The 12967-nt window shown below is 45.1% G+C and carries 12 protein-coding genes; 8 read left to right on the top strand and 4 right to left on the bottom strand.

From position 1 onward, the window contains the following. Position 1: 1 nt before the first annotated feature. Complete coding sequence (locus ABOA58_RS05005) at positions 2-1510, bottom strand: amidohydrolase family protein (protein WP_350301464.1); 1509 nt, start codon at positions 1508-1510, stop codon at positions 2-4. A 66-nt stretch (positions 1511-1576) separates the two neighbouring features. Then, positions 1577-3133 carry a glutathione ABC transporter substrate-binding protein gene (locus ABOA58_RS05000; RefSeq protein ID WP_350301463.1) on the bottom strand — a complete coding sequence of 519 codons (1557 nt, stop codon included), beginning with the start codon at positions 3131-3133 and terminating at the stop codon, positions 1577-1579. A gap of 210 nt (positions 3134-3343) precedes the next feature. Between ABOA58_RS05000 and nikC the strand changes: the two genes are divergently transcribed. The 7 genes from nikC to ABOA58_RS04965 all read left to right on the top strand — a co-directional run bounded on the left by nikC (position 3344) and on the right by ABOA58_RS04965 (position 10083). Continuing rightward, positions 3344-4246 carry a nickel transporter permease gene (nikC, locus tag ABOA58_RS04995; protein ID WP_053536318.1) on the top strand — a complete coding sequence of 301 codons (903 nt, stop codon included), beginning with the start codon at positions 3344-3346 and terminating at the stop codon, positions 4244-4246. 12 nt (positions 4247-4258) lie between these two features. Then, on the top strand, positions 4259-5179 hold the full coding sequence (nikB, locus tag ABOA58_RS04990) for a nickel ABC transporter permease (RefSeq protein WP_350301462.1): 921 nt from the start codon (positions 4259-4261) through the stop codon (positions 5177-5179). Between the two features lie 12 nt (positions 5180-5191). Continuing rightward, positions 5192-6214, top strand: coding sequence for an ABC transporter ATP-binding protein (locus ABOA58_RS04985; RefSeq protein WP_434547763.1), 1023 nt, complete (start codon positions 5192-5194; stop codon positions 6212-6214). Beyond that, the gene (locus ABOA58_RS04980) at positions 6214-7203 is read left to right on the top strand and encodes an ABC transporter ATP-binding protein (RefSeq protein ID WP_350301460.1); all 990 of its coding nucleotides are present in this window, start codon (positions 6214-6216) and stop codon (positions 7201-7203) included. The genes ABOA58_RS04985 and ABOA58_RS04980 overlap by 1 nt, the downstream gene beginning before the upstream one ends. 88 nt (positions 7204-7291) lie before the next feature. Beyond that, complete coding sequence (locus ABOA58_RS04975; RefSeq protein ID WP_137017448.1) at positions 7292-8059, top strand: sensor histidine kinase; 768 nt, start codon at positions 7292-7294, stop codon at positions 8057-8059. Further along, positions 8056-8754: a response regulator transcription factor gene (locus tag ABOA58_RS04970; protein WP_057278356.1), complete on the top strand. Its 699-nt coding sequence runs from the start codon at positions 8056-8058 to the stop codon at positions 8752-8754. Before ABOA58_RS04975 ends, ABOA58_RS04970 begins: the two co-directional genes overlap by 4 nt. A gap of 3 nt (positions 8755-8757) precedes the next feature. Beyond that, positions 8758-10083 carry a transporter gene (locus ABOA58_RS04965; protein WP_350301459.1) on the top strand — a complete coding sequence of 442 codons (1326 nt, stop codon included), beginning with the start codon at positions 8758-8760 and terminating at the stop codon, positions 10081-10083. Positions 10084-10151: 68 nt separating this feature from the next. On the opposite strand, the gene ABOA58_RS04960 is transcribed toward ABOA58_RS04965, so the two are convergent. Continuing rightward, on the bottom strand, positions 10152-10739 hold the full coding sequence (locus ABOA58_RS04960; RefSeq protein ID WP_350301458.1) for an NAD(P)H-dependent oxidoreductase: 588 nt from the start codon (positions 10737-10739) through the stop codon (positions 10152-10154). 120 nt (positions 10740-10859) lie between these two features. Between ABOA58_RS04960 and ABOA58_RS04955 the strand changes: the two genes are divergently transcribed. Next, complete coding sequence (locus ABOA58_RS04955; RefSeq protein ID WP_350301457.1) at positions 10860-11288, top strand: MarR family winged helix-turn-helix transcriptional regulator; 429 nt, start codon at positions 10860-10862, stop codon at positions 11286-11288. Positions 11289-11369: 81 nt separating this feature from the next. On the opposite strand, the gene ABOA58_RS04950 is transcribed toward ABOA58_RS04955, so the two are convergent. Continuing rightward, positions 11370-12827 carry a protein adenylyltransferase SelO gene (locus ABOA58_RS04950; protein ID WP_350301456.1) on the bottom strand — a complete coding sequence of 486 codons (1458 nt, stop codon included), beginning with the start codon at positions 12825-12827 and terminating at the stop codon, positions 11370-11372. Positions 12828-12967: the final 140 nt, after the last annotated feature.

Here is a 12967-nt window from a genome sequence, read left to right as displayed (position 1 = left end):
CTTATTCCCCTTTCACCATCGCGGCAGCATCTTCGCGTTCGTCATATCGCTTTTCATCTACATAGGCCCTGGCATGGCCCCAGAAATATTTCGTCGGCTGCATATACTTTTCGAGCCCCGCACGCTTTATCGTTGAAAAGGCTTCTTCATTCGCTTCATCAAGCACTGTACTTTCATGGACCGTCCGTACTTCCCTTCCTTCCATGATCAATTTCCCATCAACGATGACATGCTCCACATCATTCGCCACTGCTTGAAATACAAGCCGGTGAACATGCATGAATTCAGGGGTCAGATGAGGCTGATGCAGATTGACCGTAATGACATCTGCTTTTTTCCCGATTTCAAGGGAGCCTATTTCATCATCCCAGCCAATGCATTTCGCAGCATCTATCGTGATCATTTCCAACAGCTTGCCTGGAGGTAAATAATAGTAGTCCCTAAGCGCTGCCTGGTGAACAAACTGTGTTTTCCTCATTGCCTGAAACATATCAAAACTTGTGGAAGGGGATGTCCCATCCGTGGAGATTGCCACAGTTGCCCCCATCTCCAATAATTCAGTTATCGGGGTACGGGCATGAACCTGGCCAAATCCAGGTGATGCACTGACGTTGGTACCTGTTTCTGCCAGTATTCTTGCCTCATCGAAGGAAATGCCCCGACAGTGCTGTAGATGGACATCTGGACCCAATAGGGCATTTTCCTTATCCTGTATCGCTAAATGAATCATCCCGCCAAAGGCATCAGAGTGAATGCGTGTATTATACTTCCGGGCAATCTCCCTTATTTTCTTCGCTTGATACAGGTCATGGTCATTCAGCCCATAAAGCCTGTCAGGAGATGTCGGATTGGAGGGATCCACTGATGTAACGATGACAAATGGTGTAATGAAGGCCCTCGTGCGGTCCTCATTTGCATGGTTCAGCGCCTCGATTACCGCTTCCGCCCCCTGTAATACTTCTTCATATGAAACTTCCTTTACCACTCTCTTTCCGTCAATCCACCGGCTGAATGAATGGGGCCATGGAGGGTTGCAAGGACCTGTGCATACCACTTCCCTGATCCCAACTTCGGCGTATGCTTTTGCATGATTGATGGCAAAAATCGGTTCATCGGACCGCGGCATGGATCCTAAAACGCTAACCCCAGTTGTCACGCCCGCCTTTAATCTCTCAAGGGAGGATAGCTTTCCTTCGTAATACCAAAAGTCATCTGTAACAAAATGCTTGTAAGCATTCGTCATGATGGGCATCCAAAAATCAATATTCTCCATGGCGATCGTTTTGAACATGGAATGTCCCCCATGACCATGAACATCTATCAATCCAGGCAATATGCATTGATGGCTGCAATCGATGACTTTTACAGCTTCATACTCCAATTTCAGTTTTTCCGTTGAATCTACGGCTAAAATCCTTCCTTGATGTATGGCGATGGCACCATCCTGCAGAATTCTCCTGTTTTGATCCATGGTAATAACGGTCCCATGGATTAGCAGTAAATCTATCATATTTTCCCCTCCTAATTGAGAAGGCAGCATAACTTCCTTATGCTGCCTTCCATTTGTGATGAATTCCTACTTCACGGTTACGTCATCAAGCATTAAATAATTTGCCGGATTCAGCCACAGTCCTTTAACCGTCCCACCGTATACCGCCAAGTGTTCATAGTTTCGGATAGGAACATATGGAACTTCTTCCCTTTCAATTGCTTGTGCCTTCGAATATAGTTCCTTACGTTTATCGCCATCCGATTCTTTACGTGCATTTTCAATCAATTTATCAACTTCCGGATTGCTATAGAATGAACTATTTCCCGCAGCACCTTGGGATTTGGTATTGAAAAGATTGAATTGATTATAATCTCCATCCCCGGTAGCATTGCCCCAGCCGCCTATCGCTACCTGGTGCTCGCCCTTGGCTGTCGCGTCAATGTAAGCCCCATACTCAAGGACTTGAATCTTGACTTTAATACCGATTCCTTTTAACTGGGATTGAATCACCTCGGCCATATTGATCCTTTCCTTACGATCACTCGTCGTCAGTGTAAACTCCAAACCATCCTTGACCCCCGCTTCAGTCAAGAGCTTCTTCGATTCATTAATATCATAGTCGTAGCCTTTTATTTCCGGATCATAACCAAACACCTTCGGGCTCATTGTTGAATTTGCCCTCGTGCCGACGTCGTTATAAACCCCTTTGATAATGGAATCGACTTCGATGGCATGAGCGACCGCCTTACGGACCCGTACATCATCAAAAGGTTTTTTCTTAACATTGAAGCTTAAGTATTCAACGGCAAGTCCCTCCGTGCGATATAAATCCATCGTGCCTGACGCTTCGATCCTATCAATCTCCGTCACTGGCACTTGATCGGTCACATGTGCTTCACCCGTTTCTATCATTGCAATCCTAGTGGCATCTTCAGGGACAACCTTGAATGCCACCCCATCAATCTTAGGCTTATCCCCCCAATAATCCTTGTTTTTCGAAAGGGCGATTTCTTCACCAGGCTTCCACGATTTAAAAACGAACGGCCCTGTCCCAACGGGGTTTTGAGCCAGTTTGTCACTATTTTCCTTAATCGCTTTAGGGCTGATGATGCTTCCTTCATTACTCACTAAAATCGATAACAGCGGAGCATAAGGATATTTCAGCTTGAATTGTACAGTCGTTTCGTCAACGACTTTAATTTCTTTAATCATTTCCAATTTACCAGCCTGCGGAGAAGCAGTTGCCGGATCCAGTACCCTGTCGAAATTGGTTTTCACCGCTTCGGCATTGAATGGAGCTCCATCATGGAATTTGACTCCCTCCTGCAATTTAAACTCCCAAGTGACATCATCCAGTTGTTTCCACTCTTTTGCGAGCAGCGGTTTAGGGTTCATGTTTTTGTCAGGAACGACCAATGTTTGATAAACCTTTTCATAAACGACGTTTGCAGATGGAATGTCCGTTATGAAATGAGGGTCAAGAGTGGTCGCATCAGATAATCGCGCGACGATCAGCGTTCCTCCTTCCTTCGCTTTTTCTACTGTTTCCTTACTGCCGGATTCTTCTGTTGCACACCCTGATAAAACGGATGAGATGCCTAATAAAGAAGCAAAAAGCAACCCAATCATTCCTTTTCTCATTCTAGTTCCTCCCTTTTCAACCTGCCTTTGTTTCTCCAAGTAACTTTCAGCTATGAGTACATCGGGCTTACTGTAAATTATAAAAAAAAACCGAATTTTATATTTTCAGAATCTTTACTCATTTTTTAATTATCTTTACTGCTTTTCCGCATCATATTTACTTCAATACCTTTTTTGAATAAATTGAATGAAAGAAAAGGAGGAAATCCAATGAAGCCAGAGGTCGTCATCAATAATACCGAATTGAATGTAAAAGAAAGAAAATCTCCGAAACTAAGACACTGGAAAGCCTTTTATAAAAAATTCAAGCGAAATAAATTGGCATTGGTAGGCGGGTACATCGTACTTTTTTATATTTTATTGGCTATCTTTGCACCTTTGATCTCACCGCAGGATCCCTATGAAATTGATTTAGTCAACAAACTCCAGCCTCCGTCAGCCGAGCATTGGATGGGTACGGATGATAAGGGAAGGGATATTTTAAGCAGATTATTATATGGAACACGGCTTTCATTAACGGTTGGATTTGTCTCTGTATTCTTCGGGGCGTTCATTGGCATACTCCTCGGGTTAACAGCTGGTTATTACGGAAAATGGATCGATACCGTCATTATGAGGATTGTCGATGTTCTGCTGGCTTTCCCGGGAATACTGCTTGCTCTTGCCATCATTAGTGCCCTTGGTCCAAGTTTAATCAATGTAATGGTAGCGGTCGGCGTCTTTTCGATACCGATGTTTGCCCGGATTGTACGCGGTTCCACATTGTCAGTCAGGAAGCTGGAATATATCGATGCCATACGTGCATTGGGAGCAACTGACTTCACGATCATCTGCAAGCATATTTTTCCGAATATTCTATCACCTGTCATCGTTCAAGCCACATTACGTCTGGCAACGGCCATACTGTCGGCAGCCGGTTTATCATTTCTGGGGCTGGGAGCTCAGCCGCCCTCACCAGAATGGGGAGCGATGCTGAGCAGCGGCCGGGATTATTTGTTCAGCGCACCGCACATCGCTTTGTTTCCGGGGATAGCGATTTCAACACTGGTACTTGGTTTCAACATCTTCGGGGATGGACTTAGAGATGCCCTGGATCCAAGAATGAAAAAATAAGGAGGAGAGAAAATGTTCGTATTCATTATCCGACGGTTACTTCAAACGATACCGGTTTTACTGGGAGTAAGTCTTGTTGTATTCCTCATCATGCAAATGGTCCCAGGAGATCCGGCAACACTGCTTGCAGGTGAAGGAGCGACTAAAGAAACGATTGAATCGCTGCGGCATGAGCTTGGCTTGGATCGTCCAATCCTCTATCAGTACGTTGACTATGTCCTTCATGCCGTTCAAGGTGACTTTGGGGAATCACTCCGCAGCAGCCGCCCTGTTTTGGACGAAATCATGGTCCGCTTGCCCATCACCCTTGAACTGGCACTTGCCAGCATATTCATAACCGTTGTGCTTGGAATGATCGCAGGAATCATCTCGGCTACCAAGCAATACTCGGCAGCTGACATTTCGATCATGATCGTTGCTTTATTGGGAATCTCGTTACCTAGTTTTTGGCTGGGCCTCATGCTTATCTACTTCTTTTCCGTGAACCTTCATTTGTTTCCGGTTTCAGGTTGGGGAACCTTCAGCCACATGATTCTCCCTGCCATAACCCTTGGGGCCGGCGGAGCGGCCATCGTTGCCAGGATGACCAGGTCGAGCATGCTTGAAGTCGTTCGCCAGGACTACATCCGGACCGCAAGAGCCAAGGGATTAAAAGAATATATCATCATTTATAAACACGGGCTGAAAAATGCGCTTATCCCCGTCATCACCGTCGTTGGCCTCCAGTTCGGTGCACTCCTTGGCGGCACAGTATTGACAGAGTCCGTTTTTGCCATCAATGGACTTGGGAGATTGATAGTCGATGCAATCAGAACGAGGGATTTGCCGATGGTCCAAGGCGGGGTCCTCATCGCTTCCGTTATCTTCGTATTCATGAATTTAGCGGTGGATGTCCTCTATCGATACTTTAACAAAAGAATAGACTTGAACTAAGGAGGTATGATGATGAAACAGGATGATGATAAAATACTGGAGGTAAAAAATCTGCAAACCCACTTTTTCACTGATGAAGGAACGAGTAAAGCAGTCAATGGAATCAGTTTCTCCCTCAATAAAGGGGAAACGCTTGGAATCGTCGGGGAGTCGGGAAGCGGAAAAAGCATAACATCACTATCATTATTAAGGCTCATTCCATCGCCACCCGGCAAGATTGCCGGCGGCAGCATCCTATTTAAAGGGAAGGATCTGCTTACGAAGTCTGAAAAACAGATGCGATCCATACGCGGGAATGAAATTTCGATGATATTCCAGGAGCCGATGACTTCATTGAATCCCGTATATTCAGCGGGCGAGCAAATTGCGGAAGCGATCCGGCTCCATCAAAAGCTGGGAAAAAAGGAAGCATGGAATAAAGCGGTCGACATGCTTCGGCTCGTCGGGATCCCCTCACCTGAAAAAAGGGCAAAACAGGAGCCGCATGAGCTAAGCGGCGGAATGAGGCAAAGGGTCATGATTGCAATGGCACTTGCCTGCCACCCTGAGGTTTTAATAGCGGATGAACCGACAACAGCACTGGATGTGACGATCCAAGCCCAAATCCTCGAACTGATCAAGACGCTGCAAAAGGATTTCGGGACGGCTGTCATTTTGATTACTCATGATTTGGGGGTCGTATACGAAACCTGTGATCGGGTTGCTGTCATGTACGCAGGGAAAATCGTTGAATACACCTTGGCCAAGGAAATATTCACAAACCCAAAACATCCTTACACCATCGGTTTATTAAACTCCCTTCCGCGTCTTGACATGGACCAGGAAGAACTGACTACAATTCCCGGGACCGTTCCAAGTCCTTACAACATGCCCAAGGGATGCAGCTTCGCTCCCCGCTGTGCACATGCGAAAAGCATTTGTGAACAAGCCGTACCGGATCTCCAAGCTATCGGCCCAAGCACCGAGGTCAGCTGCTGGATGTTCACCCCCCAATGGGAGAAGGAATATGACACTCAAGAGAAGGTGGGGGTATAATGATGGGTGTACCAGCTGCAGAGAAAAAGGTTCTGCTTAAAGTGGATCAATTGAAGCAATATTTTCCGATCAAGGGAGGATTTTTCGGAAGGACCATCAATCATGTAAAAGCCGTTGATGACATTACCTTCGATATCAAACAGGGTGAAACCTTAAGCATCGTCGGCGAATCCGGCTGCGGAAAATCGACTACCGGAAGGGCCATCCTTCGATTGGATGAACCGACGAGCGGGAGCATTCACTTTCAGGATAAGGATTTACTGAGTTTAGGAAAAAGAGAAATGAGGCGTACCAGGAAGGATTTGCAAGTTATTTTCCAAGATCCATTTGCCTCCCTTAACCCTAGACAGACTATCGGCCAAATTCTCGGAGAAGCATTAGCGATACAAAATGTAGTCCCTAAAGAAAAACGAAAGAGCAGGATCGAAGAATTATTGGGACATGTCGGGCTGAGACCTGAATCCATGGAAAGATACCCGCATGAATTCAGCGGCGGCCAGAGACAGCGGATCGGCATTGCACGGGCTCTGGCAGTGGATCCAAAATTGATCATATGTGACGAAGCTGTTTCTGCACTGGATGTCTCCATTCAAGCGCAAGTGCTGAATTTATTAAAATCCTTACAGCGCCAGTTCGACCTTACCTTTCTTTTCATATCACATGACTTAGGTGTGGTCAGACATATCTCGGATCGGGTGATGGTCATGTATCTCGGAAAGATAGTCGAGATAGCCGATAAAAAGTCCATTTTCGAACAGCCTCAGCATCCATATACAAGGGCATTGTTATCGGCCATCCCAGTACCGAATCCTGTGCATGAAAGAGAACGGATCCTATTGACGGGTGATGTACCCTCACCCATCGACCCTCCAAACGGCTGCCGCTTCCATACACGGTGCCCTTTTGTACAGGATATCTGCAAAACACAGCTACCCGAACTGAAACGATCGGCACAAAATCATCAAGTGGCTTGTCACATTGTGTCATAAGCTGTAGATTTCCGGAGGGGTCTTTAGTATGATACTAATAAACAGAATAATTCAAGTTATTTAAAAATATAACCAGCAGAGGTTCTCCATGCTAAGTTACGAGGGATTCACCTTAATTATCATGCTCTTCATTTTAGCTCCCATCATGGGAGCTATCGCTCTTTTATTTCTATTCATATTCGAGAAAAGGATCGACCTTCTTGAAAATAAAAACAAAGAGATCCGCCTGGAGCAAGCACTGCAAGAAGCACAATATAATAAATTGAACCAGCAAATCCAGCCACACTTTTTGTTTAATACACTAAATGTCATTCTGGGCTTGGCCCGCCTGAACAGGACGGCAGAATTGATACGGGCCTTAGAGGCATTTTCGCAATTCCTGAAATTCAAATATAAAGCATCAGAACCATTGATCCCCCTTTCCCAGGAAATTCAGTATACCCAGCATTATCTCGACATCCAGACCCTTCGCTTCGGTGATCGGCTCAAGATTGATATGGATTGCCCGGAACCATTAGCAATCGCACTTGTTCCCCCCTTCATTCTTCAGACATTGGTGGAGAATTCATTTAAACACGGTTTGGAAAAAAAAGTGGGCGAAGCCCTGCTGCATATCCGGTTTTATCTGGAATCGCAGATGGTGTATCTGGAAGTGGCGGATAATGGGTTAATGGGAAAGGAATCTTTCGTTACGGACGAAGGCGGCCATGGCCTGGATAATATCCAAAAGCGTTTATATTTGTATTTCAATGACCGTGCACAATTGAATATAGCTTCTACTGAATCGGGAACTAAGGTAGAGGTATCATGGCCACTGGTTTTTGATAAGAAATTGGAGGAGGCGGAGCCGGAATGAATGTATTATTAGTTGATGACGAACCATTGGTCCTTGAACAAATGGAATATATGATTCAGTCCATATACCCTTTTTGGAAGTTTCATAAAGCTGCTGATGCCTGTCAGGCACTGACCCTCAACCAAAATCATAAAATCAACCTCGCTTTCCTGGATATTAATCTGCCGGGGCGATCGGGTCTTGAATTTGGTGAAGACTTAAGGGCGCTAAACAAAGAAGTCGAAATCATTATGGTGACCGCGCATCAAAGCTTCGATTATGCCCAGCAATCCATCAGAATAGGCGTGGTTGATTATTTAACGAAACCTGTAATAGAAAGTGATTTGCATAAAGTCCTGGCCAAGTATGACAAAAGGGAATCTTCCCATAACTATTCAACCCTAATTCACCATTCACTTTCATTCATTCATGAAAATTATGCTGAAAAACTCTCCCTTTCGGACATCGCCCGTGAAGTGCATACCAACCCGACTTATTTAAGCAGGAAATTCCATGAAGAAGTTGGCACTTCCTTTTCGGAATATTTAATGCACTATAGAATAAAGGCCGCAAAAAGGGCCTTAACCAATAACACCAGCTGGAGCATATCAGACGTCGCTGAAAAATCGGGTTTCAATAGCCAGCATTATTTCAGCACTTTATTCCGGAAGATAGAGGGAATCACGCCCAAGGAGTTCCGCGAGAAAGGAAAATGAACATTGCGATCACGTACATTTCAAGAATACGTACAAGGTCCCATTCAAATCGGGATGGGTTTAGGGATCATCTCCCTCCTGGCACGCTGGGTGACAGGAACCACGATATTATCCTCCCCCGAATCGATGGTGAAGTATGGAGTTTTCGGAGGGATCGGATACGCCTTGATGGGAGCGATCGCCCTGTTCATGTTCAGCTTCATCGGGAAGAGGGTCCGGCAGGATTTCCCCGTGGGCTTGACCATCGGGGACTATTTAAAAGTCAGGCTTCATCCCCTCGGATATTGGATATTGATCGTGATTCTGGTCATAACCAGCTTACACATTTTATTCATTCAGGGAATGGCTGCGTCCACCCTATGTCAGTTTCTTTTCGATACCCCGCTCTATGTCGGGCTGTTCTTTTTTTTCGGTTTCTGTGTCCTTTATGCTGGATTTGGCGGGTTAAAGCTCATTCATGGTTTCGCAGCTTTTCAAGTTGTCTTCATGTTTGCCGCGGTTATCTTGATTCCCTTATACTTTTTCGTCAAGGAAGGGATTCAGCCCGTTTATGATGGGATCCGTTTATACCATCCATACATGCTCGTAATCAATAAGTATGATCTATGGAGTTTTCTTTTTGCTGGACTTCTTGTCGGGTTCGGCCAGTTTTTCTTTGACCTGACATCATGGCAGCGATTATTCATGATAGAAATGAAAAAGGTTCGATTGACATTCTCTTTATCCGGCCTTATATGGATCATATTCCCGCTCTCCTTTTCATCACTGTTCATCATGGTTATCTTTACGGGCGGCTTCACTGATATCCACTCGATTCTGGCTGGATTGGCAAACAAAATAACGACACCATTCTTTTTCATCCTTTTTGTGCTCTGCGCTTTCAGTGCAATCACCTCAACATTCGGTGCCTGCCTGCATTCATTGGTAAGCCTGATCGTAGCCAATATTCTTGAACCATTACAAACAAAAAAAAGCAACCAGCAAAAAATAAGGATGGCCTGCCTGCTTTCGATCTGTATTGGAGGATTTGTTTTCGTTGCTACACTCTTCTATTCCCCAAACCTATTAGAGCTCTTATTTTATTCAGGCAATATATACTCGGCATTGCTGGCTCCAATCCTGGTTATCGTATTCAGCAAAGGGAAAATCCCTGATTACATACCGATAAGCGCGGTATTGGCCATTGTGGCTTCATACATCATCCAGCCTCATGTAAGTGAATTCCAAAGCATATGGTTCAGCGGGCTGGCATCGGTCACGATCATTGTGGTATGCACGATCGTTACCATCATCAAGAACAAATGGAGGGTCGTAAAAACAAAACTATGAATACTGCCAACCCCATTCATTATGATGTTCCATACATGAATGGGGTTCCTCTTTAATCTCGTAAAAACTTAGCTTGCCACCTTTCTGAAATACCGATAAACCTTTTCTAGCTTTTGAGTTTGTTTCCCCTTTGGACTTTCCATATTACCGAATTCGAAAAACTTCACTTTTTTGATTCCGACAAAATTGAATAGTGCTCTTTTCATCAATATTTTATGCGCATCATTCAACCAGATAAGCGGATACTTTGCAGGTCCCTTCATCGTGGACACACATACGACCGACTTTCCCTTCAGAAGGCCTTCCGGGAACAATCCCTTTTTATCCCTGTAGGCAAAATTCGCAGAAAATAATTGATCAATATATCCCATCAGCATGGCAGGAGGCCTCCCCCACCAGATCGGATAGACAAAGACAATCTTGTCGGCCCATGTAATCTGATTTCTATATTTTTCAAGCTGAGGATCACGATGCATATCACGCCTTCGTTTATGCTCATTGAACTCCAAGAGCGGATTGAAGCCCTCTTCATATAAATCCAAGACCTGCAGCCCCTTTATGTTCGGGTTCTCCTTACTTCCTTTGATAACTTTTTCTAAAAATGCATGGCTTAAGCTTTTTTGATTTGGATATGTGTAGATGACCAGCAAGTTCATGACGTCCCCCCCATTTACTTATCATTTGATAACAATAATACAGCACCATCTTTTTTGTTGTCAAATGATAATTGTATTTTGATAACACTTTTGATATCTTTTCAGTAAGAGGTGAAAGTTATGGACAAAAAAGCTCTTTTTGAAAAAATGGTCACATTTACAACTTCCGTACATCAAGTCACACACGAATTGACACAAAACGCCAAATCGGATGCCATCACGCCGGTACAATATAAAATTCTTGAATATATAACAGTCAGTCAGCCTGTCACACCAAGTGAAATCAGTGACTGTCAGCATATCTCCATGCCTAACACGAGCCGTGAACTGAAAAAATTAAGCGAAAAGAATTTAATTGAAAAAATAAGTGATTCGGAAGATAGGCGGAAACAATACATCCGCCTCTCCAAAGAGGGGGAAATAATGATGAACGAGGCTTTTGCAATCGTAGAATCCCGTTTCCAAAGCCGGCTGCAACATGCATCAAAGGAAGATTTAGCGGAAATTGACCGTGCCCTGGACATTCTTCAAACAAAACTTTTTTACTAAAGGCATAAAAATGGCTCCCGCAATTGAAGTTGAAAAAGAATCGACTTCAATCGCGGGAGCTGCTTCATACATGTTTTATAATCAGGTGCCGCAAAAGGTCCGGTAAGGTTTTGTCGACACAGGCAGTGCGGCGTATTCAGCTTTTTCCTCGCAGTGTGCATAAGGATTTGCAAGAACATCCAACAGCCGTTCCATCACGCTGTAGTCCCCTTGCTCCACTGCCGCTTCCAACGCTTCTTCCACCCGGTGGTTCCGTGGGATCACTGCAGGATTGCTGTTCTGCATCAACTGACCCGAAGATTCTTTCGATTCCTTCTGCCTTCCCAGTCTCGCCTTCCAAAGCTCTTGCCACTGAGCGAATTCCGGTGTCCCGAAAAGGACCGTATCCTCCACTTTATCATAGGTCAAGGCACGGAAGGTATTGGTATAATCGGCACCATGCTTTTTCATCATGCTGAGGATGCCATTAATAAGCGCTTCATCCTGAGTCTCTTCGTTGAATATCCCCAGTTTCGCCCTCATTCCCGCTAACCAATTAGCATGATACAGATCATTAAAATCGGAAATCTTATCTTGTGCCAAAGTAACGGCCTGATCTTGGTCATCATGCAACAGCGGCAATAGGGATTCAGCGAATCGCGCAAGGTTCCAACCCCCAATTACCGGCTGGTTACCATAGGCATAACGGCCTTGTCTATCAATTGAACTGAATACCGTTGCAGGGTCATAGGCATCCATGAAGGCGCAAGGGCCATAATCGATGGTTTCCCCGCTGATCGTCATGTTGTCGGTGTTCATCACCCCATGAATGAAGCCAACCAGCTGCCATTGGGCAATGAGCTCAGCCTGACGCTTTACCACTTCCTGCAGCAGCGAAAGATAACGGTTTTCATCGGCTTCAATGTCTGGAAAATGACGCTTAATGGCATAGTCGGCAAGTGTCCGGAGTTCCTCGATCGTGCCCCATTTTGCAGCGAATTGAAAAGTGCCGACACGAAGATGACTCGAAGCCACACGGGTCATGATGGCACCAGGCAGCCCAGTTTCACGGATTACCGTTTCACCGGTCGTCACCACTGCCAGACTTCGGGTGGTAGGAATGCCGAGCCCGTGCATCGCCTCGCTGATGATATATTCGCGCAGCATCGGTCCAAGTGCAGCCCGGCCATCGCCACCGCGGGAGTATGGCGTTCTTCCTGGCCCTTTCAGCTGGATATCGACCCTCTCGCCTTCGGGCAAGACCTGTTCGCCAAGCAATATCGCCCGGCCGTCCCCTAACATGTTAAAATGACCGAATTGATGGCCAGCATATGCTTGGGCAAGAGGCGAAGCACCTTCAGGAATCTCGTTTCCGGCAAACACCGCAACACCATCTTCGCTTTGCAGGGACTTTACGTCCAAACCAAGAGATCCAGCCAAACTCTCATTGAGAATGATCAACTCCGGTGAACGTACAGGAGTCGGGTTCGTGCTCGTGAAAAACTTTTCCGGTAGACGTGCATAGCTATTGTCTAAATTCCATCCTGTTTCATTAGTCATGGTTTCTCCTTTTCTTATTTTGACTTTTGTATAAAGGTTCTTTCGCTCAAGATTCAGTTAAAACACGCGATAAAACTAAGTTGCAGTCCATATTTTAATGTCTACTTCTAACAATTAATTATACCGTTTCTGCTAGAAAA

This window comes from Peribacillus frigoritolerans, assembly GCF_040250305.1.
Taxonomy (GTDB): Bacteria; Bacillota; Bacilli; order Bacillales; family DSM-1321; genus Peribacillus.
Note: the sequence above shows the minus strand (reverse complement) of the source record. Positions and strands in the feature narration are given on the sequence as shown.

Excerpts from the sequence above, each read along its gene's own strand:
- ABOA58_RS05005 (WP_350301464.1), bottom strand. The coding sequence starts at position 1,510 with ATGATAGATTTACTGCTAATCCATGGGACCGTTATTACCATGGATCAA.
- ABOA58_RS05000 (WP_350301463.1), bottom strand. The coding sequence starts at position 3,133 with ATGAGAAAAGGAATGATTGGGTTGCTTTTTGCTTCTTTATTAGGCATC.
- nikC (WP_053536318.1), top strand. The coding sequence starts at position 3,344 with ATGAAGCCAGAGGTCGTCATCAATAATACCGAATTGAATGTAAAAGAA.
- nikB (WP_350301462.1), top strand. The coding sequence starts at position 4,259 with ATGTTCGTATTCATTATCCGACGGTTACTTCAAACGATACCGGTTTTA.
- ABOA58_RS04985 (WP_434547763.1), top strand. The coding sequence starts at position 5,192 with ATGAAACAGGATGATGATAAAATACTGGAGGTAAAAAATCTGCAAACC.
- ABOA58_RS04980 (WP_350301460.1), top strand. The coding sequence starts at position 6,214 with ATGATGGGTGTACCAGCTGCAGAGAAAAAGGTTCTGCTTAAAGTGGAT.
- ABOA58_RS04975 (WP_137017448.1), top strand. The coding sequence starts at position 7,292 with ATGCTAAGTTACGAGGGATTCACCTTAATTATCATGCTCTTCATTTTA.
- ABOA58_RS04970 (WP_057278356.1), top strand. The coding sequence starts at position 8,056 with ATGAATGTATTATTAGTTGATGACGAACCATTGGTCCTTGAACAAATG.
- ABOA58_RS04960 (WP_350301458.1), bottom strand. The coding sequence starts at position 10,739 with ATGAACTTGCTGGTCATCTACACATATCCAAATCAAAAAAGCTTAAGC.
- ABOA58_RS04955 (WP_350301457.1), top strand. The coding sequence starts at position 10,860 with ATGGACAAAAAAGCTCTTTTTGAAAAAATGGTCACATTTACAACTTCC.
- ABOA58_RS04950 (WP_350301456.1), bottom strand. The coding sequence starts at position 12,827 with ATGACTAATGAAACAGGATGGAATTTAGACAATAGCTATGCACGTCTA.